The sequence below is a fragment of the Bacteroides mucinivorans genome, from assembly GCF_034654355.2.
In the GTDB taxonomy this organism is placed as follows: Bacteria; Bacteroidota; Bacteroidia; order Bacteroidales; family Bacteroidaceae; genus Bacteroides; species Bacteroides nordii.
The window spans coordinates 5,266,560-5,293,288 of record NZ_CP178179.1 but is presented as its reverse complement, the minus strand read 5'-3'; the positions used below and the strand labels follow the sequence as shown (position 1 = coordinate 5,293,288).

Sequence of the window (26,729 nt, the reverse complement as noted above, 5' to 3'; positions counted from 1 at the left end):
TTTTTTGATTTGGTTACAAATATATAACCTTTTTTGCTATATCTTTCATTCTTCAACAAGATTTTCTTTAGCGCCAAACTAAATCCGCGAGAATCACGAAAGTACATTTATGCTCATGCAATGAAATACTGCAAAGCATATATCATATAGTTCTGATAGAACTTAGCATATGTATTAGAGGTAATAAAAAGTTGAGATCTTTAAATAAGAAATCTTGTCTGATACAAAGAAACCTTAAAGATGATATTTGTTAGACATTTTCCTTCTTGTAATTCTTGTTTGAAGACCCCAGTTTTATAACTAATTAAATCGTAGTCTTTTATAGAGTATAAAAGCATATATGATAAGGTAATGGGGTATCTGTTTCTGTAATCAGAAAAGAATGCTTTTTTTACTGATTTAAGTGAAAATTTATTCTAATGTTCAAATCCATATGCTTGCGTTGGATAGAGCTAAATAAAATTATTAATAGATTATATTATGAAAAAACAGTTATTAGTTCTACTCTTTTTCTTCTCTGCTGTGGCTGCATATTCACAGCATACGATTACTGGAGTGGTGACTTCCTCTGAAGATGGAATGCCGGTCATTGGGGCATCTGTTGTTGTTAAAGGGAATGCCAGTCTGGGTACAATTACTGATATTGATGGAAATTATTCAATTAAGGCACCTGACAATTCGACTTTGGTGTTTTCTTATGTTGGAATGGAAACACATGAAGTGAAGGCAGGTAAACAGTCTGTGATAAATGTTGTCATGAAACCTTCTTCAATAATGGTTGATGAAGTTGTCGTGACGGCAATGGGAGTAAAGGCGGAAAAGAAAAAACTTAATTATGCAGTACAAAGCTTGGATTCGAAGGAAATCATGGGAGGTGCTAATACAAACTTTGTAAATACGTTGCAAGGTAAGATCTCAGGATTAAGTGTAAGTACTTCAGGTGGATCGCCTAATGCTGAATCTCAAATACAAATTCGTGGAATTTCCTCTATTAATGGTACACAAAATAATGAGCCACTTTTGATTATTGATGGCATAGCTGTCTCTGGAGCAGGTGTTGCTTCGCAAATCAATCCTGCTGATATTGAGAATATGACGGTTTTGAAAGGGGCTGCGGCTTCAGCTTTGTATGGGCAGGAGGCAGCTAATGGTGTTATAATGATTACCACAAAAAATGGTAAAGAAGGAAAAATAACGGTTAACGCCAATGCAAGTGTACAGGTCGAGAATGTGTTTCATCTACCTAAATTGCAGACGACTTATGTACCAGGGGTGAAAGGAGTATTATCAGAGAAAGTTGACATAACAGGAGGATGGGGACCTATGGTTCAACCTGGAGAGACAATTTATGATAATGTTTCTAACTTTTTTCAGATGGGGCTTTCTCAGAAATATGATGTGAGCTTATCGGGTGGTACGGATAAATTTACTGCTTATGCTTCAGCCAGTTATTCGATGACAGATGGAGTTGTACCTAATGATTATCAAGATCGGTTGAATTTTTTATTGAAGGGTACATATGAGATTTCTAAGCATTTAAAGGCCTCACTATCTGGTAATATAATAAGAACTAAATCGAGAGGGGCAGGTGATGTGCTCTCTACTGTATATAATTGGCCTATAAATAATGATATACGTGATTATATAAAACCTAATGGTACACCTAATTGGTTACATCCATTTGATGGATTGACAGATGATGAGATTGTGAAGATTCCTTTGAGCCCACTGTGGAGCCGTTATATGGATCAGGGAGAAAATAATGCAGCCCGTAATATTATAATGGGAAATATTGTTTGGAATCCGGTCAAAGGACTTGAATTAAGTGGTAGAGTTAGCTTTGATGAAAATCATTATACCTCCGAATCTATAACTGCCCCTCTTTTTGATAAATCAGATTTTAGTAATCCGGAGAATATTGATTTAGCCAAGTTTGGTGAATATAACTATTCTCAAAGTCGTTCCCAATTATTAACGGTACAGGCGTTGGCTACATATAAGTTAGAGCTTCCTAAAGATTTTAATTTGAACTTTTTGGCTGGATATGAATTAAAAGAAAGAAAAGGAACGGAGTCTGCATTTGGTGGGGCTGGATTTCAGATACCAGGATTTGAGAGTATCTCGAATCTACCAGCTCTCGAACTGGGAAAAAACACCTCATTATCTCATTCTTTGAAACGCATGTTGGGTTATTTTGGCGAAATTCGTTTGGATTATAAAGGTATTGCTCACGTTAGTGCTACAGCCAGGCAGGATTATTCTTCAACATTAAGTGAAACTTCATATTTCTATCCTTCAGTAACGGGAGGTTTTATTTTTACAGAATTATTTAAGATTTCAAGCGAAACGTTTAGTTATGGAAAAATACGTGGTAACTGGGCAAAGGTAGGTAAAGATACTAATCCTTATGCTTTTGATAAGAGATTTATTCAAAAGGCTTCTTTCCCGGATGGTGGATATGGAGTTGATCCGGCTAAAAGTCGTGCTGTTTGGTTGGATCCGGAAATGGCTAGTTCATGGGAAATTGGTTTGGATTTACGCTTTTTTAATGATAAAACGAAGTTGGATATAGCGTATTACAATACCACAGTGGATAATCAGATTGTAAATGTAAGAGTATCTCCAACAAAAGGTACTATACTTCAAATTCGTAATGAGGGATATATTGAGAATCAGGGAGTAGAATTACAATTGAATCAAGAAATAATACGTACCAGAGATTTCTTTTGGAATGCAAATCTGAACTTTGGACTTAATCGCGGACGGGTTAAAGGGTTACCTGATGATATAACTGAAATTCAAGGGAAACAGTTTAGTGATCTTTTTCCTGTGGCATATCTGCATGGACCTACGATAGGCGTTTCTGGTAAAGATTATGAACGAACTCCGGATGGTCAGATTGTTTGTGATGAAGAAGGATACCCGGTTATTAGCCCTGCAAAAGGCAATTTAATTGGAAATCGTGAACCTGATTTTTTATTAGGTATTTCATCAAATCTGAACTGGAAAAATTTTACTCTTTCTTTTTTGGTAGATACACGTAAAGGCGGAACGGTGGCAAATATGACAGAACGCTCACTCTTTTCAAGTGGACAAAGTCGTTTTGTTGAAAAATATCGTAATCGGGAAGTTGTAGTTAAAGGTATGGTAAAACAGGCAGATGGTACTTATGTAGAGAATACAAAGCCCATTTTATTAACTCAAACTGTGTTAAGTGAGAAATTTGGAAATGTAAGTTCGAATTTTCTTGAAGACGGTTCTTATGTGCGACTGAGCTATGTGACTTTAGGATATGATTTTACGCCGTTACTTAAGAAGTCGTTTGTTAAAGGTTTACAGTTTTCTATTACAGGACGTAACCTTTTGTTGTTGACAAAATATACAGGATGTGATCCGCAAATTAGTGCAGGTAAAGCTGGAGGGACAGGTAATACGGGTATTGATGATTTTAAAGTACCTAGTACACGTAGTTTTAATTTTTCAATTAATGCAACATTTTAAATAGTATAAGATTTATGAGAAGAAAAAATAATTTTATATATGCCTTATTGCTTATCTCTATTGCTTTGGTAAGCTGTGAAGATTATCTGAATGTTAATCGAAGTAAGGATAATATTACGACAGTCACTCCTGAACTCATTTTACCAGTATTAACATTCTATGCTGCTCAGACTAACTATGATCATGCAGAATATAATATGTATTTAGCTCAGGCTTTTACTACAGGAGGGAAGGCTCAGGTAAATTCTACCGCATATAAGGGGGGATGGGAATTTCTTTCAATGAATCGCCATCCTCAATGGCGCAGACATTATTATGATATAGGGGTGAATCTGAATGAAATGCTGGCTTCTGCTAAAGAAGCGGGGTATACCAACTTCCCGCTTATCGGACGAACAATTCGTTTGATGTCTACTCAACTTACTACAGATGTTTTTGGTGATATGCCACGTACTACAGCATATACAGATCATGTGACTTATGACACTCAAGAATCTATTTATGAATGGATGCTAAGTGAGGTTGAGGATTTGTTGGCACAGTATAATGATCCAAGTATTGTAAATAGTCCGGCAAATATCTCCATAACCAAAAGTATGGATCGGATTTTTTCTGGTGATTTGAAAAAATGGAGACAATTTACATATGCACTGAAAGCACGTATTTTGTTGCGTAAATTACCTAACTGGGATAATACACAAAATACATGTGACCAGATAATAAATTCTGTAAATGCTGCTTTGGAAGATTGGGAAGAACCAAATTACAAGTTTGATGGTGGAGTAGGTGAAGCTAACTGCCCATGGGGACCTGCAAAACCCAAAATCGGAGGTTGGGAAAGCCGTTCGAACGATTTAGATAAAACAATTCCGTCGAAATATTTGATGGTAGACATGTTTGGCATTGAAGCTTCACCAAATCCGATAAAAGGTTATGCTAAAGATCCGCGTATGGAGGCTCTTATGAAACCCCGAAAAGGTGCTGACGGAAGAACGATTTTCCGCTATTTGGATTGTAATATTGGTATGGATGCTTCTGCTAAAGAAAGTCATTATCCCGATTTATATTGCACTACTCCGATGAGTTCGCAAGATCTGACTGTAAATCCATATACTAAAAATGATGGTTATGTACCTTTATTTCTGACTGAAGAATTGATGCTGATAAAGGCTGAAGCTTTGTATTGGAGAGGAGATAAGACTGGTGCAAGAGAATGGACTATAAAAGCGGTGGAAAAAAGTTTTGAACGCTTCAATTGTAATACAAAATATACAGAAAAGTATTTGAAAAATGTCGATTACCTTCCTGAAATAGGTTTTAATATTGGACATATTATGCGGCAGAAATATGTATGTATGTACCTACAGCCGGAAATTTGGACTGATATGCGTCGCTATAACTATAGTAATAGCAAGAATAATGTTACATATGACGGAGTTGTAATTTATCCAAATCTGAAACGTCCATATAATTTGTATGAACCTTATTGGTGCATAGACTATAATCCGGATGGAACATTAGCAGATGTCTGGGTACAACGTTTGAATTATGATCCGGAAACAGAAGAAAAATATAGTCGTTTGGAATTAGAGCGTTTAGGAGCTTATAAGAATCCGGAATGGTTGAAAAAGCCTATGATATGGGGGATTTATAATGGTGCTCATAAATAATTAAGTGTAGTAAAGGAGTTACATATATGAAAAATAAGAATATACTGATAATATTTGCCTTCTTAACGTTTTGGGTAAGTGGGTGTGAAAAGCATGATCTTATCAATGATTGGGCTCGTATTGGACAGAGAACTTCACATACTTATTGGGAGATACCCTCTAGTACAGTAAATGCAGGAAATACGGTTGCTTTTACCGCACAATTTTATAATAATGAAGGAGTAGCTATAGATCATATGGAAGTATGGTATGATGAAGAAGAACATATTTCGATGCAAGCCACTTGCCCAAATGTTACATTTGTTTTTACCAAGAGTGTAGATGTAAGTAACATTGCACATGTATTTCAAGAAAAAGCCACATATGAGTTTCAAGAAGAATATTGGAATGCAGATAAAAGAGCTTATGTTGTAAATGATGTATTTCCTACAAGTAACACATTGAAAACTGTTGAATGGAAAAATGTAGAAGAATTCGATCAAGAGAGATTTAATAAACTATTCCCTGATACTTTTGCTACAGCTTTTCAGCGTGATTTATATGTAGAGTTAGAAAAGAAAGAAAAATATTCAGATTTAAGAATGCTAATGTTGAATTTGGATATGTCCAATTCTGAAGAGTTTAAAAGTTATACGGACTCTGTTTTTAACGACAATAAGCAAGAAATGGAATATTGGATAAAAGATGAGTATAAAGAAGTTGTTAAAGCTAAATACGATGCTATTCCCTTCGAAAAGTTAATCTACAATATAAGTACACTTACTTATGACTTAGAGTATACTAAAAGCTACATTCTAAATGCTGCTTATAAAGTCTTTGATAAGCAGGGAAATGTAGGTGTCTCGGAGAAGAAAGAACTAACATTGAACTAACCTTAATACTCTTATAAATTTATGAAGAAATTACCATATATATTGATGTTATCTCTTTTGATGCTTTCTTATGCATGTGTAGAGAATGATCCTAAAATCGAAGATTTTCCTAGTGAGAAAGTCGATTTTAAATATGAAGTAGCAGGAAACGAATATAAATTGGATTATTTGGTTGGCTCCGTAATACAATTTACTAATACGTCATCTGCTAAAGGAAATTGTGTTTGGGAATTTGGAGATGGTACTGTTGTATCTAATGAAGAAAATCCTCAGTACAAATATACAGTAGCTGGTACTTATACTGTCACGTTAAAAGTGGAAGGAGAGGGACAAAGAAATTATAGATTACTTATCAATGACATAGCTCCTACTGTCTCTATTAGTGCTATGGAAGATGAAATATGTGAAGTAAATAAGACATTTATAGAATTGTCTGTCGTTTTACCGAATCCAGATAACAAAGAAGTGGAATATCAATGGATTTTTCCGGAAGGGACAGTAGATGAGAATTCAACTCCTGTAAATACATCTAATAAAGAAAATCCTGGTAAGCTGAAATTTTTAAATGTAGGATCACAAAAAATAGTGCTGAAAACTAAACTTGGCGGACGTACATTACAAGAGGGGGTTATTAAAGTTCCTGTTGGTTATACAGAAGAAGTAAAGACTCTTTATTATGCTGTTAAAAAAGGAAATATACAAGCCTTGAAATTAGTTCATGATGCTCCTGATAATATTAAAATTTCTTCTTTTGACTTAGGGGTGAAGTCCGGCCAACATCCTTATAACTTATTATTTTCAGATTCTTTGTTATTTGTACTGGATGCAGGAAAACAGATAGGTTATGTGGATGATGTTGATGGAAATTTGGGTGATGGAAAGATTTCTGTGATCTCTAAAGATGGTGCCTCAGTCGAAACGATGTTGACTAATAATCAAAAAACAGCTTTTAATGATCCTCATTTCGGATATATTGATGAAAATCAAAAGATGCTTTATTATACGGACAGAAATACGGGTATTCGTAGATTGGCTCTATCGGAAAGAAATTTATTATTGGATGTGACAAATAGTAAATATGATTATTTTTTACAAAATGACAAATTGGGTTATTATAAAAATGGATATGATTATGGAGCAATGAATGCTTCGTTTACTAAAACAAGTGATGGTACTTGGTGGTGGCCTAAAACATTTAATAATCCGGGTATTTTCCGTTTCAAAGACTCAGATATTGGAAGTTCAAATGTACCTTCAAATGGTATGACAGCAGGAGGATTATTTATTAAATCATTGGCAATTGATGAATTGCGTCAGATGGTATTCTTTGCTGTCCGTGAAGGAGCTACTAGTGGAATTTATGCAATTCCGATGTCTGCAATTCCAAATGAATCGGCAGGACAGACAGCTCTGCAAAATTCAATAAAGAATTATCTTATTAAAGAACTTGTATCTGACAGTGAAGGTGGCTCTGGTGAGTATATTGATATCTGCCAGATGGTATTAGATCCCGAGGATGGTTCTGTTTACTTCGGATACCGTGCAGATCCGACTTCATCTGTTAAATCCGGATTGATGCGTTGCTATCTCGATGGAGGTACCTATAAAGTTGAAACAGTGATAGAAGGTGTCGAAATCTATGGAGTAGCTATCAACCATAAAAAATCAAAGTTATTCTGATAATTGAGAAAGAATGTGTACCGGAGATATATTCCGGTGTATACTCTGGTACACTTTTATAATATTCTAAATTTATATATATATGAAGCATTTATACTCTATATTATTTCTTAGTTTATTTTTAATATCGGGATATGCACAAACTCCTAAAAGAGAAATGCGTGCTACCTGGCTGGCGACAGTCTGGTCATTGGATTGGCCTTCGACGAAAATAACTGAAACAGGGAATTCAGCACAAATAAAAGCCCAGAAAGATCAAATGATCCGGATTTTAGACAATTTAGCGTCAGTGAATATAAATGCTGTCTTCTTTCAAGTTAGAAGCAGATGCGATGCAATGTATAAGTCTTCTTATGAGCCATGGTCAAGTGATTTAGTCTCAGAACGAGGAAAAGATCCTGGTTATGATCCTTTGGCATTTGTAGTGGAAGAAGCTCATAAACGTGGTATAGAAGTGCACGCATGGATGAACCCTTACCGATTCTCTACAGCATCAACCTATTGGGATGGGCAAGCTGGTGACTATCGTGTAACTCACCCGGAATGGATACTTACTTATCCCGTACAAGATGGTAAGTATAATGCTATTATGAACCCTGCTTTGCCTGAAGTTCGACAACGGATTACAGATATAGTGCGCGAGGTTGTAACAAATTACGATGTCGATGGCGTTGTATTTGATGATTATTTTTATGCTTATGGTGGTACACCTGTAGATCTGGATGCAGATGCTCAGCAAAAGTATAAACCGGAGGATATGTCTTTAGGGGATTGGAGAAGAGAAAATATTAATAAAATGGTGGCTTCTGTGTATAATATGATTCAAAAAGAGAAGCCATATGTAACGTTTGGAGTTTCTCCGTTTGGAATATGGACAACGAATAATGATGTTGCTCAAAAAGAGGGTATTGTGTTACCACAGGGTATTACCGGTGGAAATATGTATGAAGAGATATATTGTGATCCGGTAGCATGGTTAAAGGAAGGTACAGTTGATTATATTTCTCCACAACTTTATTGGACTACAACAGCAGTGGGACAAGACTATGATGTACTTTGTCCGTGGTGGTCTGAGTTAGCTTTCCGTTTTAAAAAGCATTTTTACAGTAGTCATTCTATTAGTGGAATTCAATCTTCATCTTATACGCGTTCGGTAGTGGAGGATATTGTAAAAATAGGTGAGGAGAAAGTTTCTCTAAGTACTCTTTCTGCTATGGAGAGAGGCATTTGGGAACAGAATAATCAAATGAATACAGTGCAGACACGTGCATCTTTCGGACCGGAGGAAATTGGACTGCAAATAGAGCGTAACAGACTTAGTACGCTTGATGGAGCTCCCGGAAGCGTATTCTATTCTACTAAGTATATATATAATGTAAAAGGCGTAATGCCTTATTTGAAGAATTATTGCTTTACGGAAAAGGCATTGGTACCAGCTATTGATTGGAAGAATGCGTCTTCTGTATCTTCAGTCTCTTCGATAACTCTGAATGAGAGAATATTACAGTGGAATTCTTCAAATAAAAATGTACGTTATACTGTATATGCAGTTCCCAAGGACAAAGTTACAGATTTGGATGCATTTAATTCGTCACGTTATTTACTTGGGGTTTCATATACGAATTCTTTTGAAATTCCTGAAAGTATAGATTTGAATACTGTAACTTTTGCTGTAGCAGTTTTTGATAGGTATGGAAATGAATATACGCCGATTTTGATTGATAAAGAGCAAGTAGAAGGAGTAGCTGCAAATTTGATATATCCGGTATCCGGTGATCAGATAATGGCTCCATTCAGATTTAAATGGGAACCTGTATCTGCTGATTGGTATACTCTGCAGATTGCTGAAGATCAGGAGTTCTCTGTGTTGCATAGTAGTAAAGATGTTGTTACGAATGAGCTGTTTACAGATAAAATAGCAATACTTGAGTCTGGAAAAACTTATTATTGGAGAGTAGTATCTCATAAGGCAGGACATAAAGATGCAATATCCGAAATCCGTCAGTTTACACCTATGACTTTCTCAGTAACAAGTCCGTCAATGGGGAGTACTAATATTGAACTAACTCCGGTTGTTTCGTGGAGTACATTCGGTAAATCTGACATGGAATATACTGTCCTTGTGGCATCTGCTTATACTTTTACGGATAAAGTGATTGTATATTCAGAGAAGGTTGTGGGGAAGAACTCGTTAAAAATTCCTGTAGGAACTCTGTTACCTGTTACGACTTATTATGTTAAGATCAAAGCTCTTCAGGATGGCGAAGAGGTGGAAACTGCAGTTGTGACTTTCACGACTGAAATGGTTTACCCGGATATTCCTATAATTGTTTCGCCCGTAAATGAAGGATCTTTATCTGGAGAGTCGATGGTCATAGAATGGAAGGATAATATCTATGCGACCGGTTTTCAGGCACACTTGTCGAAGGAAGTAACTTTCCCGGTTCGGGGAACTACATCAAAGACAACAGGAGCCTTTGAATACCGGACAGACTTTGGAACACTTGCTGTAGGTACCTATTATACAAGGGTAAGAGCTAAATATAAAGATGGGCAGACTGAATGGTCGCCAGTTGTGAAATTTCATTGGGGAGGAGCAACGTCCATTACTTCAGAACAGGATATAAAGAAAGTCAGTGTAATAGGTATGGGAACTCACCAAATATTGAAAATAAATGCCGGTATTAATGGTGGCACTCTTTCAGCCTCCCTTTTTGATATTGTGGGAAATGAACGAAAAGTCTTTTGTCAGAATCAAGAAATAGACAATACAGCTGAAATTTCTTTGGAATTGGGTGATTTGCCTAAAGGGGTTTATTTGTTGAGAGTTGACTTGAATGGACAATTATGGACTTTAAAGTTATTGAATTGATTCTTAGTAAAAAGGATATAGTATTTCTACTCAAATGTTTAATTTAAAAAAATGTATTATGAAAAAGTTATTACTTGGAGCAGCTATGTTGTTGGGCGGTATTTCTTTGAATGCCCAGGATGGTCCTCAAATTGGTAAAGATGATGCTACTTACACAGATGTAGATGTAAATGGTCAGACTATGGCTGTATACCCATTGTGGGGATGGTATACTGCATTAGGAAATCAGAACTATGGAATAATCGGAGCTAATTCTCGTGGTATGGCAATTTCTGCTGACGGGAGTAAAATGCTGATTTCAAACAGAGTTGCTGATAATGATATTCATGTAGAAGTTTATAATGCTTTGACTGGTGAGCATATAAAATCGGTCCAGGTATCAAAAGACATCTGGTATCGTGGTAAAACTATAGATAAAGATGGGAATGAAGTTGATGATATTTCCGGATTCCAGGCGAATGATATTCAGGTGGATGCAGCAGGTAATGTTTTGTTATGGAGAATGACAACTAATATTGGAGTTTCACCGGCAGAATGTTGGGCTGTAAACCTGGAAGATGGTAGCGTGAAAAATATCTTGAGTACAACAGTTGAAGGACTTGAAGGACGTTTCGACTATTGTGGTGTTTATGGTGATGTTGTGAATGGCGATGGATATATTCTTTCTGCTACTTCTAATGGCGATGAATTGTATGGAAAAACTGTATTGAAATGGCGTTATGTTGGCGGTAAACTTCAACCTCAGGAAGAATCAGATCAGATTTTTATTCAGGAATATTATCCAACGGCAGCATCAAATAATTATGGTACACGCGTTTGTCCGGTTGATGAAAATCTTTTCTATATGGATGCTTTTACTGCCTATGCAACCCTTTATAATATGGATGGAACGATTGCCGATAGTTTTGCAAGTATCACTGATGAGGAAGCAAGAAAAGCTATTCAACCAATGAGTGCCGGTAATAATGGTGTCGCAGAATTTTCATTAGGAGGGGTTAATTATGCTATTTATAGTATTTCAAATCAGCTTGATGCAATTCAAACAGGATTACGTTTGGTTTCCTTGAATGAGGCGATGGAGTTCTCTTCTATGAAGTTAGTCTATGACTTGCCGCAGAAGGGATTAGGAAATATTTCTAATCCGGAACGAACAGTGCTTCCCCGTGTAGTAGTAAATGAAGATACTGGTATTGCACGTATTGTTATTTATTGTAATCGTGGTGGAGCTGTTGCCTATGATTTTGGTACAAGAGAAAATATAAATAGAGCTCATCCTTCAGTAGGTATACAGAATGGATTTATGTCAACACTGCAAGTAATTTCGTCTAAAGGAGAAGTGGTACTTTCAGAAACAGCTGACATTGAACTCTATAATCTGATTGGACAGAAAGTGGTAGAAAGAACAAATACTACTTCAATTAAGGCATTGCCGGGTATTTATGTTTTGAAAGCTAAGAATGCTGGCAATATTTTGAATACGAAAGTTGTTGTTGAATAATATTGCATTTTGAATATCTCATTTCGGATGAGAGCATTCTGAAATACCGAGCTGTATCTGTAAGAATATGCCGTCTTTTTAATGCGGATATATAAATAGATACAGCTCTTTTTATTTCTTATTCTTTAGCTTGAAAAATAAAATTATGAAAACATTATCAGCACTATTTTTATCTTTATTTTTCCTCTCAAATTATTGCAGCATTTCTCTGGCACAAACCACTGTTACAATTGGAGGAACGGAGTACCAGGCCGATACATTGAGCCATTTTAAAGTCGGACCAGGCTCTTATTATACAGCTATGCATTATTACACATCAAGTGTGAAACTTCGTACATTTTTTCTGGAAGTCGATGCAACAAATCCCTATATCTCTTTTGAAGCTGTTCATGGAAAAGATTCTTTGATTACCTGTGAAGGCATCAGCTCTATGGCTCAGCGAAAAAGTAAAGAAGGTAAGGTATATTTCGGAGGAACGAATGCAGACTTTTTTGCTACTTCAGGAGATGTCGGATATCCGATTCATGGAAGTATCGTCGAAGGACAGATGGGACGAACTCCTGCTCAGACTCCACATATCGCCTTTTCTGGTAAAGATGTTATAATTGATAACATGCTTTTTGCGAATTCTACTTGTTCAATAGGTGAAAAAGTATACCCAATAAATGGTGTAAATGTAGGAAGAGGCGAAAACCAGTTAATCTTGTATAATACATTAAATGGCAATTATACGCGTACCAATGCCTATGGAGTAGAAGTGCTTGTGCAGTTGGAACCTACTATGGCCTGGACAGTGAATAAGGATTTAAAAGTGAAGGTGGTTAAAGTGGTTGATGGAAAAGGTAATATGCAAATACCGGCAGGACATGCTGTTTTATCTGGTCATGGAACTGTTGCTGGAGCATTAAAGTCTTTGGTAGAAGGTGATGAACTTACTCTTTTTATTGGTGTAAACAAAACAGCCGGAAGTGCTTCTCAACTAACAGCCATGGTGGGAGGTGATAGAATAATTTTAAAAGATGGTGTTGTACAGGACAATGATTGGGCTGAAAGACATCCTCGTACTGCCATAGGATATTCTGCTGATGGGAAGAAAGTATACTTTTGTGTGGTAGATGGGCGTTCGTCTTTTTCTACCGGATTGACAACAAAACATTTGGCAGATATAATGAAGAGTGCAGGTGCAACTACCGCTTTAAATCTTGATGGTGGTGGGTCCAGTGGCATGTATCTGAATAAGTTCGGTTTGATGAATACACCAAGTGATGGTCATGAACGTGCAGTTTCTAATGGTATATTTGCTGTGGATTTGTCAGTAAGTGATGATGTAATTGCAGAAATTCTTCCTTATGAGAAAACTGTGATGTTACCGGGATATGGATCATATACACCTGTTATTTATGGCTATAATCAGTATGGAACACTTATAAATTTAGGTTTGAAAGATGTAATTTATAGCTGTGAAAAAGAAGTAGGTACTGTAAGAGAGGACGGCTCTTTTTTTGCTAATGGAAGTCGTGATGGTATACTAAAAGTCAAATGGAATCAACTAGAAACGTCAATCCATATCAAATATTTAAAAGAAGAAGAAATTTCTCTTCGTTTAGATTCAGTGATAATTGATGGATACACCGGTTATCCAATTGAACTGAATGCACGTGTAGGAGATAAAGAATATCCTTTGGCACCTTATGCATTGGAATGGAGCATTGATAATCCAACGATTTGTTCGATTAATGATGGAATTGTTACCGGACTTAAAAATGGAGAAACGATTATTCGTGGTACACTTGATGATCTGAAATGTGCGTTAAAAGTGAAGGTGCAAATCCCGGAGAAGTATTCACTTTCATTACTTCCGCTGATAAATGATGAATGGACAGTAAAAGCAAGTACGAATATAAAGAATATCGAATTACTTTCAGGTGGAATTCGGTATACATATTCATCTGGCCGTTCGCCTTTTATTGAACTTGCAAAAACTTTTGACCTTTATAGCTTACCCAATGCAATTCGTTTTATGATTAATCCGGGAAATGCAGCTGTTGCAAAAGTTATTATTTCTGGTAGAGAGAACTTGTCGTCTTCTAATTCTATTTATGAATATACGAATGAGCTCGTAAAGAATCAAGATACAGAGATACTTTTGGCAATGAAAGACTGGTTTGCAAAAGAGCCGGAACATGCTTCTTTCCCTATTCATTTCAGCTCAATCAAGTTTCCTTTAGTTGCTTCGGGAAATCTGGCTGGTGAGAACACTATCTATATCAGAAATATGGAACTTATTTATGACCAGATTTCAGTAGGCCTCTCTTCATTAAAGTTGCTTTCTTCATTAGTTATATATCCTAACCCGACAGCTGATGGCCGTGCATATGTGGCATTGAAGAATGAGGATATACATATAACGAGTGCTTCGATCTTTAGTCCTGAGGGAAGATTACTAAATGTAATATTAGCTGATAATTCTACTTGTAATTTGTTGGAACTACCTGTGAGTAATATGACTTCTGGCATTTATCTGATAAAAGTTTGTATGGATGATGGTAGTAACGAAACGATGAAGCTCATAATAAAATAATAGTATATTCATATACTTGAGGTAATGATTAAATTACTTTTAAACTAATAAATGTGACTGACATGAATAGAGTTTTGTTTACATTATTTTTATTACTTCTTGGGCAATATTCACTTGCCCAAGAGTATATTACGATAAATGATAAACCATATCGAATTGATACACTGATTTATAAGCATCAAGTTGGACCTGGAACAGAATATGTTTATATTGATTTACCGGAATTTCCTTTAAAAATCCATGTACTGGAAGTTAATCTTAGAAATCCCAACGTAAAGTTAGAAACCTGTTTGGGAGGAGATAGTGCTGTTGCGACTGAGCGTCCGACTCAAATGGCTATACGAAAGTCGGCTCCGGGACATAATGTTTTTGCAGCTACTAATGGTGATTTTTATTTTTATATAGATCCTGTTGAGATAGGTATACCTCGTAGCGGACAGTTCATTAATAATGAATGTGTTACTAATCCTGTAGGAAGAGCTGCATTTGTTTTAGATAAAAATAATCGTCCTTATATTGATAGGATAGACTTTTCCGGAACAGTAAAAAGTGGTAATAGAGCAACCCGGCTGCATACAGTAAATATGCAACGTTTAGAGTGGGAACCACAAGTGACCGATTTATTAACCCTTTATACTAATGCCTATGGTACATATACCAGTGGGATTGAGGGAGGTACAAAAGTTATTATAACCCCTAAAAACGGTGAAACCTTTTTTTTCTCGGCAAATAAGGAAATAACTTGTATTGCGGAAGAAATAATAGAAAATCACGGTTTTAGCCCTATTCCAGAGGGAAAGGCTGTACTACATGGAAGAGGAGTATCATCTGATTTCTTAAAAGAATTGAAAGTCGGAGATGAATTGACAATCAACCTTAAAACGGATTTGAGAAGTAATCCGGGAACATTGGACGACTTCAAAGAATTGATGGGAGGAAGCGATCACATTCTCTTGAAAAATGGGCAACGATATGAAGGAGATGAATCAGCAAATCCTCGTACCGGTATCGGATTTTCAAAAGATAGTACGATTGTTTATTTAGTTGAGGTTGATGGCCGGCAAACTTCTTCACGTGGAGTAACTCTCTTTGAATTTGGAGATATTTTTAAAGGAATTGGAGCATGGAATGCTGTTAATCTGGATGGCGGAGGCTCTTCTGTTATGTATGTTAATGGAGAAGTTAAAAACTCCCCTTCTGATGGTGCTGTACGCCCTGTCGGTAATGGGATGTTAGTTGTGTCGAATGCCCCTGAAGACCAGGAGATTGCTTCGCTCGCTTTTGCACCAGTGTCTTATACACTACCGACGTGCGGCTTTTTAAAACTTGCTGTATATGCTTATAATAGATACGGTGATTTGTTGAGCAAGGACCTTCAGAATGTTTCATTTTCATGTACTCCGGAGATAGGATATATAACTGCAGAAGGTAATTTTATTGGTGCGGAAAAAACCGGTACTGGAATATTATCCGCAGAGTATAAAGGGGTGAAGACCTCAAGGCCGGTCTCATTAGTTGAGTCTTCATTTAAGTTGAGATTGGATTCTGTTTTACTCAATAATATTTCTACATATCATATTGAATTATTGGCAGAAGTAGAAAATAAAACGTTGTTTGTGGCACCGGAATTATTACAATGGGAAGTTGAAGATCCTTCAGTTTGCTCAGTAACTGAAGGGGTATTAAAAGGATTATCCAATGGAGTGACGTATATTCATGGAACATTGGGAGAGTTCTCATGCAAACAGAAGGTTAAAGTGGAAATACCTTCTCAACCAATTCTGGAGATGCCCGTTTTGTCTACTCCTTCCTGGAGTGTAAAAAGTACCTCTAATTTGAAGAATATAAAATTATTACCTGATGGAATAGAGTATGACTACTCTGCCGGACGTTCTCCGTTTATAGAATTGACGAATGATTTTTGTTTATATAGTTTGCCAACATCTGTGCGTATAATATTGAATCCGGGAAAAGCAGGTTTGAGTAAAGTTACTTTCTCCTTACGGACAAACGATAAATCTGCTTATACTCCGTATGAATTTACTGATATTTCGAAAGATGAAGATCGTGAAATTGTAATACCAGCCTCAGATATCTTAACAGATGTAAATGACAAAGTCGGATATCCTATACATTTTCATTCGATGAGGTTTGCATTTACTTCTGATAATCCTGTAGGGCATAATAAAATTCAGATCAAAGAAATGGTTATGGTATATGACTATATTACGGTTGGTTTCCCCGAACTGAAAACTCTTTCCTGGTTATCCATTTATCCTAATCCGGCAAAAAAAGAAGCTTGTTTGAATGTTAATCTGGATAAAAAAACAGATGTCAGTTTAAGAATTTATACAAGTACCGGAATGATGGTTGCATCTGAAGATTACAAAATGAGTGATGGAAGGAATCTTGTTTTACCGATAAACAATTTAGCTAATGGTACTTATTTGGTGAAAGTGTTAGTTGGTGGTAAAACAGATACGGTTAAGTTGATTATACATAACTAATCATGTAACATATAAAAATAGTATGAAAATGAAAAAGTTTTTATTGGCATTACCTTTACTCTTAGGACAATATGTGTATGCCGGAGGTTATATAACGATCAATGAGAAACCTCATTATATAGATACTCTTGAGTGTAAAGTTGTTGGTCCGGGAGCTATTTATACTTCAATTTATATTCCTGATATACCTGCTTACACCTATATCCTTAAACTGGATATGCATAATCCATACAATAAGATTGAAACTTTTCTGGCCAATGATAGCATACCGGGGACAGAACTTGTAACGCATGCTTGTGAGCGTATGACTTATGAGAGACATAAAGCATATTGTGGTATAAATGGTGATTTTTTTAATGTAACTGATCATCATGAGTTTCCTTTGGGAGCTCCTCGTGGAGGTAGTATTAAAGATGGTGAAATACAACGTGAACCCCGGGATGCCTGGTGGGGATTTGCTACCATAGACGTGAATAATGTTCCGGTTTTCGATCATATGGAGTTTGAGGGTAAGGTTGACGCCGGGGATGCCGGAACTTATAAATTTCAGCATGTTAATATTCCTCGTGCAGATTGCTCTGCTTGTGATTTAACTTTTTATAATCGGTTTGCAGGAGAGAAAACACGTCAAGATGAAAATTTCAGTGAGATGTTTGGAGTAGAACGTACTGAGGTATATTTAAGTTTGAAATCTGGTGAAAAGTGGAGAGTGAATAAACCAGTAAAGTGCATTGTCGGAAAAATGATAGAAAACAGAGGAAGTAATCCGATTGCTGCTGATGAATACGTACTTTCTGGTACAAGTGAGCAATCCCGGGCTTTTTTATGTAAATTGAAAGAGGGACAGGAAATCACTATTAATATGGGGATACGTTGTGTGAATTTTGGAACTTATCCGGAGATTGAGCAAATGATAGGTGGCAATACAGCATTAATGTACGACGGAGTACTTACAGAACGTAATACTACTGAAAACTATAATGCGGTTCCATATCCGCGTACAGCTGTTGGAGCTTCTAAAGACAAACGTTGGGTGTATCTGCTTGTTGCGGATGGTAAGACATCAGCTTCTATTGGGTTGACGACTACGGAAGTTTGTGATATTTTGAAACATTGGGGGGCCGCAGATGCCATTGGACTTGACGGTGGAGGTTCTTCGGAAATAATAGTAAACAATAAAGTAGCTAACCGTCCGGCTGATGGTAAAGAACGACCTGTAGGTAACGGTTGGTTGGTTGTAGATTTATCTCAGGAATCTCAGGATATTACCCGTCTACGTTTTTCAGATTATAAGTTTGAATTACCTAAATATGGTATAATTAAACCCCAAATAATGGGGTATAATCAGTATGACAGATTGCTTACTGATAATCTTGAGGGTGTTACCTTCTCCTGTTCTCCAAATCTTGGGCATATTGATGAGGCAGGTAATTTTGTGGTTTCAGGAGATGCTGTTTCTGGTACTTTGACTGCTCATTATGGAAGGTTAGAAGTTTCTCAGACTGTTTATGTAAAAGAAGTGAAGGATTTTTCTATTCGTTTGGACTCTGTACTTCTGGATTCTAAGATTCATTATCCGATTGAAGTAGAAACGACTTTGGAAGGAAATAAAGTCTTGATAGATCATAATGCTTTGGATTGGAGAGTTGAAGATGAGAATATTTGTAAAGTCAACAAAGGTGTTTTAACTGCTGTAGCCAATGGTTCCTCTATGGTTACGGGTTCAATGAATGATTATCAGGGAACATTAAAAGTGAATGTTGAAATACCTTCTGCCTCCTCATTACCTGCTATTAGTTTTACGGATCCTTCGCTTAAGTTAACTTCCAATCTAAAAGATATTTCAATGAGTGGTACAAGCACATTGAATATTGCTTATAAATATTCGTCTACTCGTACTCCTTATTTCACATTGGCAAAAAAAATGAATCTTTATAGTTTGCCTAAGGCTCTGAAGATTGTATTCAATCCTCACGAATTACCTTTGAATAAGATTGTTCTGGATCTTGTTCCTAATAATTTATCTCACTCTGTAGTAAAAGAATTTTCCGATTTTAAGGTAAATGAGGATAATGTGATTTATTTATCTCTGGCAGATCTTGTTGATGATCCTACGGATATGGCTATTTGGCCACTCAAATTTAATTCAATAAAGGTAACTCTTAATGCTTCCGGACACACTGTTGGAGCTGAGTATGCTTTCGAGTTGAAAGAGTTTTCGTTGATTTATGAAGAACAAGGAGATGGTATTATACCTAATAGGATAGGAGATAATGAGATAAGCCTTTTGACGGATGTTGATGGAACTTATTTGTCATTTAGTATGGATAAAGAGTTACCTGTGAGTTATGAGATATATTCAGTTTCAGGTATGGTAGTAAAAATGAAAAAACTGGGTCGCCTTCAGACTGGCAAAATCAGGTTGGATGACTCTGGAGTGAATAAAGGAATTTATCTGCTGAAGGTTTATAAGGGAGCAGAGGTTTCTGTATTTAAGTTTATGAAATATTAGTTGGGTTAGTACAATTTTAAATAGAATATTATGAAGAAGAGTATTTGTATATGGATATTGTTAATTTGTAATGTCACCTGGGCCGAAGCACAAATGGTTTCGGTAGTACAACGAATTACTGTGGAGAAAAAAGTACCGGCTTTTTATCCGGTGTTTAATTCGGATGGTTCTGAATTGTTGTATACGTCTGAGAATTATAAGGGTTTGTATCTGTATAAACTGAATAATAAAACTTCTCTGATGATTACGGATGCTGAGGGTGCAGGGTATTCTCCGGATTTCAGTCAGAATAATGATAAGATCTATTATAGGTCGGTGGAAAGAGAAAATATGCACCGGCAGAATACTTTGATGTGTTATGATCGTCAATTGTTGCAGTCGAAGAATTGTATGAATTCTCCTGTGCGTCTTCAATCTGAATTGAATAAAGTTCGTATGGGGCTGGAATTTCAGGAGACGGAGAGCATAAATGCTTATACAGAGAAGCTTCAGTTGATTGTTGAACGCAATGGAGATCGTAAAGTGCTTGAGCCATTATCAAAAGGGAGCCGATATTTGTGGGGATCTTTATCTCCCGATAAAACTAAAATTTTATTTACTGCAACCGGAAAAGGAACTTATATCTGTGATTTGAATGGGAAGATTCTTTCTGAGATAGGCTATCTGAATGCTCCTGTATGGTATGACGATCATAAAATCGTAGGTATGGCTGATAAAGATAATGGAGATTATATAACAGAGTCATCTGTTGTAATGGTATCTGCCGATGGGAAACAAAGACAAGTATTGTCCCTTTTTACAGAGATAGCAATGTATCCAACTACTAATTGGAAAAGTGGTAAGATAGCCTACAATACTTTGGAGGGTGAAATTATAGTATTAGAATTAAAAAAATAGGCCGCTATGAAGCAAATATATTATATTCTTTTTATAGGCTTGTTATTATTAAAAACAAGTGGAACATACGCACAGGATTTGTCAGGAATCACAATTTATGTAAATCCGGGGCATGGTGGATTTGATAGTGATGACCGGAACATTCCGGTTGGTCCTTATGGACCGGGTGATGTAAATGGCTTTTGGGAGTCACAGTCTAATTTGGATAAAGGAGTACAGTTAGTTGAACTGTTGAAAAGTGCGAAGGCTGATGTATACATTAGTCGTACAACAAATACAACAGCCGATGATCTGCCTTTAACTCAGATTGTAAGAGAAGCAAATGAATGTAATGCGGATTATATGCTTTCTATTCATAGTAATGCCGGAGTTACAAACTATGTTCTTCAGCTTTATGCAGGTGTGGATCCGGATGATAATCATACATATCCTACACCTACTCCTCATTCAGATCGTAGCCGCGAGATTAGTACTGTTATCGCTAAGAATCTTTATGCAAACGAAGTAAATTGTTGGGCTTCTGATTATACTGTACGTGGTGATAAAACATTTGCAGCTCAGGTAATGGGGTGGAGTAACGGGTACGGCGTTTTGAGAGGATTGACCGTCCCCGGATGTATATCGGAAGGTTCTATGCATGATTACATACCTGAAACCCGGCGTTTGATGAATATAGATTATAAATGGTTAGAGGCGTGGAATTTTTATAAATCTTTTTGTGAAATATTTAAGGCGGAAGCCCTTCTTACTACGGGAAATATTGTAGGTAGTGTTCATGATAGCCGAAATAAAGATTTGGGAAGCCATGTGAAAATCAGGAACTCAAAAGATGAGCTATTAGCCTTGAATAAAGCAGTTGTTACGGTTAACCCCGGAAATCTTACATATACAACGGATGATATTGATAATGGGGTATTTGTGTTTAAGCAGCTACTCCCTGGAAAGTATACAGTAAAAGTGACTGCTGATAAGTATTTTGATAAAACGTATGACTTGGAAGTAAAAGCTGGAGAGGTCAGTTATTTAGATGCGCGTTTAGATATGCAGCGCTTGACCCCTCCCGAAGTGGTTAGCTATTCTCCTAAAGTAGAAGAAGGCGAACTTGTAGAGTGTAGTTCGAAGATCGTTTTTGAGTTTAATTGGGATGTAGATACAGAATCTGCAATACAAGCATTTTCCATTACTCCGAATGTAAAAGGGACAATTACATTTGAAGATAGTCAACATCGGATGATCTTTGCACCGGATAAACCGTATGATATTTCTACTTTGTATACAGTGAAACTGGATAAAAGCCTGAAACACCCTGGTAATATGGCAATGGAAAAAGATTTTGTATTCAGTTTCCTCACTAAAGATCGTAATAGATTGAAACTATTGGGTTGTTATCCGACTCCTGGGGTAGAATGCGTTAACTATGGTAAAAGTGCTCCATTTGAGTTCAGATTTGATAATAAATTGAATTCTACATTGGTCAGAGATGCTGTTAAAATCTATAATTCAAAAGGTGAAGAGTTATCTAAAGTTCCTCGTTCTATAAAAGTAAATTCTGTCAGTGCACCTTATGGTTCTTTGGCGTTCACTCTTTCCGAAGGATTAACAGAAAATGAAACGTATCGTGTTGTTGTTGACAGAAATATGATTGATGTTGATGGTATTGATATTGTTGAACCGATAGATTATACTTTTAAAGCTGTAGATGTGAAAGTAACAGATAGAACGGTTGGCTTGGATATGGAAACTGCCGGAACATTTACTTATTTCGCAGATGGCAGTACGGGCATTACGTCGGCCAGTACTTCCCGGAATACCTCTAAAGTATTGTTTGGCTCTTCTTCTGGTGCGTTTACATATAATTTTGCAGTAGATGCAGCAGACGGTATAGCATGTTATCAAACAACTTCAGGATTTCAGGTTGATGCCACTAAAGCAATTGGTATGCATGTTTTGGGTGATCTGACCGGTAATGAGGTTTGGTTACAACTGTCTTCTTCTGATGGAGATATTCAGGAGATCAAGCTTACCGATCTTACATTTTGTGACTGGGCATTTGTAGAAGTATCTTTGGGAACCCTTCCTGCAAAGAAAACTTATGAACTTACCGGACTGAAAATAAAGCAGAAAGCACAACCTCTGACAAAAACAGGAACAATTTATGTGGATAATGTTTTAGTATATGATAATACTTTGACATCTATAGAGGCTAAAATCGTTTCAGGATTCTCTTTCCGCTATATTGCCGGAACTAATGAAATTGTGGCAAACAGTGACAAGGTTGTATCTATGGAGCTTTATTCATTGTCGGGAGAACTATTATCGAAAGTGGCTTCATCCCGGATGGATGTTGGTGGATTGACCAAAGGTATTTATGTGATAAAGGCTAATTTGGAATCAGGAAGTAGCGTTTCGCAGAAAATAGTTTTGAGAGATTGATACTGATTTTTTAATAACGGCTGGCAAATAGGCCGGCCGTTACTTAATTTGATAAAAAATCATTAAGTATGAAGAGAAAGATTCTTTTATATATACTACTATTGGCATTCTGTAATACCTTGGAAGCACAAGAACCGGTATGGGGAACTCCGGATACACTGGAGCATTATAGCTTGGGAGCGGGAGTGCAATATACCAAAATAGCCTATCGGGATAAACCTATACTAATGTGGGTCACAACCATAGATCTGACGAATCCTTATACGAAGATTGAGCAGGTACAATCGAACAATAAGGTTCCGGATGTACCCAGAGAGACTGTTATGAGTATGTCTAAAGCCCACACTTATCCCGGACATCGCGTTTGTGCTGCATTCAACCATGATTTCTTCGTTTATGAAGCAGGTGTATGTATCGGAGTTAATGTTAGTAATGGTGAGATACCTTATGGAGTAGGTTGGGGACGCTCTATCTTTGCTGTTTCGGAAGATAAAACAGCGGCAGTATTTTACCCGTCTCTGAACTCAAATGTTATTTTAAAAGATGGCAGTATTGTGAAAATTGATTATTATAACTCTGCTGCTACATTTATTTCAGGAAACTGTGTGTTACTTAATCACTTGAATAGTAGAACGCTGACAGAACCTGGAAAATATATCAAGGTCAAACCATTGGGTGGGTGGACGGTAAATGGTGATGATATAAAGTGTGAAGTCTTAGAAGTATCAGATGCTCCATTGCAAACGTCACAAACGGAATGTGTGATTTATGCACGGAACGAAAGTATTCAGAGCTTCGAGGGAAAAGTCACTCCGGGTGATATAATCTTTATTTCACAGAAATTTGTGAAAGGTAAGTTTGGCGAACCAATAAAAAATATTGTAGCTGGTTTTCATGGTTATCCCAGTATTGCTTATGAAGGAAAATTACATGAAGGTGAATATAATGATTTCGAAAACGGGCGCGAATATGAGGTCTCTGCCCGGGTGATGGCCGGAATGTCAAAAGACGGCAAAACAGTTTATGTTGTAACGGTTGAAGGAGGAACTTCTGCCAGTCCGGGAGTAAATTGTATTGATATTGCTAATTGGATGTTGGCCCATGGTTCGTGGAATGTAGTAAACTTCGATAGTGGAGGTTCTGCAACGATAGCTGTTGATCATGAAATGCTGAATTATCCGATGCGTGGTAGCATTCGTCCGGTAGCCGATGCTTTGCTGGTTGTATCAACTGCACCTGAGGAAGAGGTTGTTGCTTCTTATGCGTTCATAACCCCCAGTCTTTATACTACGGCAGTCTCGTTGAATCCACTTACACTTCTGTCTTTTAATGAACATGATAAAATGTTGGAAAAGGGAGTTCAAGGATTTACTTATCAATGTGTACCTGAGGACTTGGGATATGTAGACGCAGATGATGTATTCCATGCGAGCCTGAATGCGACAAAAGGTCAGATTATAGCCACCAAGGATGGTAAAAAAGCGGTTTTGAATGTTTTTGTATCTCCAGTCTCAGATGTTCAGGCCTATCCGCAGAATATTTTGATAGATGGGATACGTGAATTCCCTATCAGGATTGATGCAAAATCAGGGAAACAGGTTTATCAATTAGATCCGGGAGCATTTACCTGGAGTTCCTCTAATCCTGATTGCTGTCTGGTACAGGATGGAGTGATAAAGGGTATAGCTAATGGCGAGACAGAACTTCACGGAACTTTAGATGAGTTGAGTGTACATGTAAATGTGAAAGTTGAGATAGCTGGTAAGGAAAGAATACATGAGACCTTTGCTGACTTAGCATCGTGGCCAATAAAAACTTCCGGAACCTTTTCTAATTTGAGGTATGAAAATACCGCATTACCCAATGGTTGGGAGGATGGTATCAATATGATATTTGATGTCAAAACCGGACGTTCTGCTTCCATTGAGTTTAATAAGCCTGTAATTTTTTATAGTTTACCTGACTCGGTCTCTTTCCGGATGTTCGTGAGAGATGATTTGATTAAAGAACTCTACCTTGATTTTGCATCAAATACAAAAACAAGTTTTTTGAAAACGAAGTTGATACCTGTTGTCAGGAAAGATTCTACCTATTACATATCTTTTATGGATGGTAATATACCGCTTGATCTGATTGAATATCCTTTGGCCCTAACCGGTATGAAATTTTATTTAAAGCCAGGTATAACTCTCAGTGATACAAAGATTTCTTTCAAAGATTTGAAAGCCTATTATCCATCTTTCTCAGAGGTTGGAATTTCCGGAACTACTGTTGATAAATCTTTTTCGAAGTTACTAAATTGGCAGGATGAGGCTGTTTTACACTATTCTTTATCTAAAGTTGGAACTGCTTCTATTGCTTTGTGGACTGTCGATGGAAAGAATATTATGAACTATCTTATGAATCGCCAGCTTGCCGGAGAATATACGTATAATATTCCTTTGTATTCTTTGAATGATGGAATCTATTGTTTGTCGGTGACTATTGATGGAAAAAGAGAGGTGCACAAATTTATTGTAAAGAAGTGACAAAAGAAAAAATATATAGGTGTTAGATTAAATATGTGTAAATGAAAAAGCCGTCTCAGAAATAGTTCTCAGACGGCTTTGTTTATTCCTATTGTAAATTATCCAATATTCTTTTCTTTGATCAGATATTCTGCAATTTGTACAGCATTCAGTGCCGCACCTTTTTTTATCTGATCGCCTACAATCCAGAATGTCAATCCGCAATCATTGGTTAAATCTTTACGGATACGGCCTACGTACACAGGGTCTTTACCAGCAAGGAATAGCGGCATCGGGTATTCTTTTTCTGCTGGATTATCCTGAAGGACAAGCCCTTCACCTTTAGCAAAAGCCTCGCGTGCTTCTTCTACAGATACAGGACGTTCTGTTTCTATCCAGATACTTTCAGAGTGAGCTCTCAATGCCGGAACACGTACACAAGTTGCACTAACCTTTATGTCCGAGTGCATGATTTTACGTGTTTCATTATACATTTTCATCTCTTCTTTTGTATATCCATTCTCAGTAAATACGTCAACCTGAGGAATTAGATTAAACGCCAGTTGATAAGCAAACTTTTCTACGGTGACAGGTTCATTTGCAAGGATCTGACGGTATTGTTCGTAAAGTTCGTCCATGGCTGCTGCACCGGCTCCACTGGCTGCCTGATAAGTAGACACATGTACAGTTTTTATATGTGAAAGCTGTTCGATGGCTTTCAGTGCAACTACCATCTGGATCGTTGTACAGTTAGGGTTAGCTATAATGCCCCGTGGACGGTCTTTGGCATCAGCTCCGTTTACTTCAGGAACTACCAAAGGCACATCATTATCCATACGGAAAGCACTGGAATTGTCAATCATCACAGCACCATATTTAGTAATAGTTTCTGCAAATTCTTTGGACGTACCTGCGCCAGCCGATGTGAAAGCGATATCTACCCCTTTAAAGTCATCGTTGTGTTGCAAGAGTTTGACCTCGATCTGTTTACCGCGGAAGGTGTATTTGCTGCCGGCACTACGTTTAGAACCGAATAAAACCAACTCGTCCAACGGGAAATTTCTCTCATCAAGCACGCGCAGGAACTCTTGTCCTACGGCTCCGCTTACGCCAACAATAGCTACTTTCATCTTTTTCTTTTGTTTTAATTGAATATTGTATTTCGCTTACTATTCTTCCGAATAGCAAATAATTGACTG

The 26,729-nt window shown here is 36.9% G+C and carries 13 protein-coding genes; 12 read left to right on the top strand and 1 reads right to left on the bottom strand.

What is annotated here, in order from left to right:
- The first annotated feature begins 480 nt into the window (after positions 1 to 480).
- The 12 genes from VCM39_RS20095 to VCM39_RS20040 all read left to right on the top strand — a co-directional run bounded on the left by VCM39_RS20095 (position 481) and on the right by VCM39_RS20040 (position 25,551).
- Complete coding sequence (locus VCM39_RS20095) at positions 481 to 3,501, top strand: SusC/RagA family TonB-linked outer membrane protein (protein WP_221650223.1); 3,021 nt, start codon at positions 481 to 483, stop codon at positions 3,499 to 3,501.
- 14 nt (positions 3,502 to 3,515) lie between these two features.
- On the top strand, positions 3,516 to 5,171 hold the full coding sequence (locus VCM39_RS20090) for a SusD/RagB family nutrient-binding outer membrane lipoprotein (protein ID WP_221650224.1): 1,656 nt from the start codon (positions 3,516 to 3,518) through the stop codon (positions 5,169 to 5,171).
- 26 nt (positions 5,172 to 5,197) lie between these two features.
- Positions 5,198 to 6,043 carry a hypothetical protein gene (locus VCM39_RS20085; protein WP_221650225.1) on the top strand — a complete coding sequence of 282 codons (846 nt, stop codon included), beginning with the start codon at positions 5,198 to 5,200 and terminating at the stop codon, positions 6,041 to 6,043.
- Between the two features lie 21 nt (positions 6,044 to 6,064).
- On the top strand, positions 6,065 to 7,723 hold the full coding sequence (locus VCM39_RS20080) for a PKD domain-containing protein (protein WP_322933199.1): 1,659 nt from the start codon (positions 6,065 to 6,067) through the stop codon (positions 7,721 to 7,723).
- Positions 7,724 to 7,805: 82 nt separating this feature from the next.
- Positions 7,806 to 10,595 (top strand): family 10 glycosylhydrolase, encoded by a 2,790-nt coding sequence (locus tag VCM39_RS20075; RefSeq protein ID WP_322933200.1) that lies wholly within the window; start codon positions 7,806 to 7,808, stop codon positions 10,593 to 10,595.
- Positions 10,596 to 10,653: 58 nt separating this feature from the next.
- Positions 10,654 to 12,093: a T9SS type A sorting domain-containing protein gene (locus tag VCM39_RS20070; RefSeq protein WP_322933201.1), complete on the top strand. Its 1,440-nt coding sequence runs from the start codon at positions 10,654 to 10,656 to the stop codon at positions 12,091 to 12,093.
- A gap of 145 nt (positions 12,094 to 12,238) precedes the next feature.
- A complete protein-coding gene (locus tag VCM39_RS20065; RefSeq protein ID WP_322933202.1) occupies positions 12,239 to 14,674 on the top strand; it encodes a phosphodiester glycosidase family protein in 2,436 nt (811 codons plus the stop codon).
- Positions 14,675 to 14,736: 62 nt separating this feature from the next.
- The gene (locus VCM39_RS20060) at positions 14,737 to 17,181 is read left to right on the top strand and encodes a phosphodiester glycosidase family protein (RefSeq protein ID WP_322933203.1); all 2,445 of its coding nucleotides are present in this window, start codon (positions 14,737 to 14,739) and stop codon (positions 17,179 to 17,181) included.
- 28 nt (positions 17,182 to 17,209) lie between these two features.
- Positions 17,210 to 19,693, top strand: coding sequence for a phosphodiester glycosidase family protein (locus VCM39_RS20055; RefSeq protein ID WP_322933204.1), 2,484 nt, complete (start codon positions 17,210 to 17,212; stop codon positions 19,691 to 19,693).
- 30 nt (positions 19,694 to 19,723) lie between these two features.
- The gene (locus VCM39_RS20050) at positions 19,724 to 20,590 is read left to right on the top strand and encodes a hypothetical protein (protein ID WP_221650232.1); all 867 of its coding nucleotides are present in this window, start codon (positions 19,724 to 19,726) and stop codon (positions 20,588 to 20,590) included.
- 6 nt (positions 20,591 to 20,596) lie between these two features.
- Entirely contained in the window at positions 20,597 to 23,023 is a 2,427-nt protein-coding gene (locus VCM39_RS20045; protein WP_322933205.1) for an Ig-like domain-containing protein, read from the top strand.
- Between the two features lie 68 nt (positions 23,024 to 23,091).
- Positions 23,092 to 25,551 carry a phosphodiester glycosidase family protein gene (locus VCM39_RS20040; RefSeq protein ID WP_322933206.1) on the top strand — a complete coding sequence of 820 codons (2,460 nt, stop codon included), beginning with the start codon at positions 23,092 to 23,094 and terminating at the stop codon, positions 25,549 to 25,551.
- Between the two features lie 98 nt (positions 25,552 to 25,649).
- Here the strand turns inward: VCM39_RS20040 and VCM39_RS20035 are convergent, their stop codons facing one another.
- Complete coding sequence (locus VCM39_RS20035; RefSeq protein ID WP_221650235.1) at positions 25,650 to 26,660, bottom strand: aspartate-semialdehyde dehydrogenase; 1,011 nt, start codon at positions 26,658 to 26,660, stop codon at positions 25,650 to 25,652.
- Positions 26,661 to 26,729 lie beyond the last annotated feature (69 nt).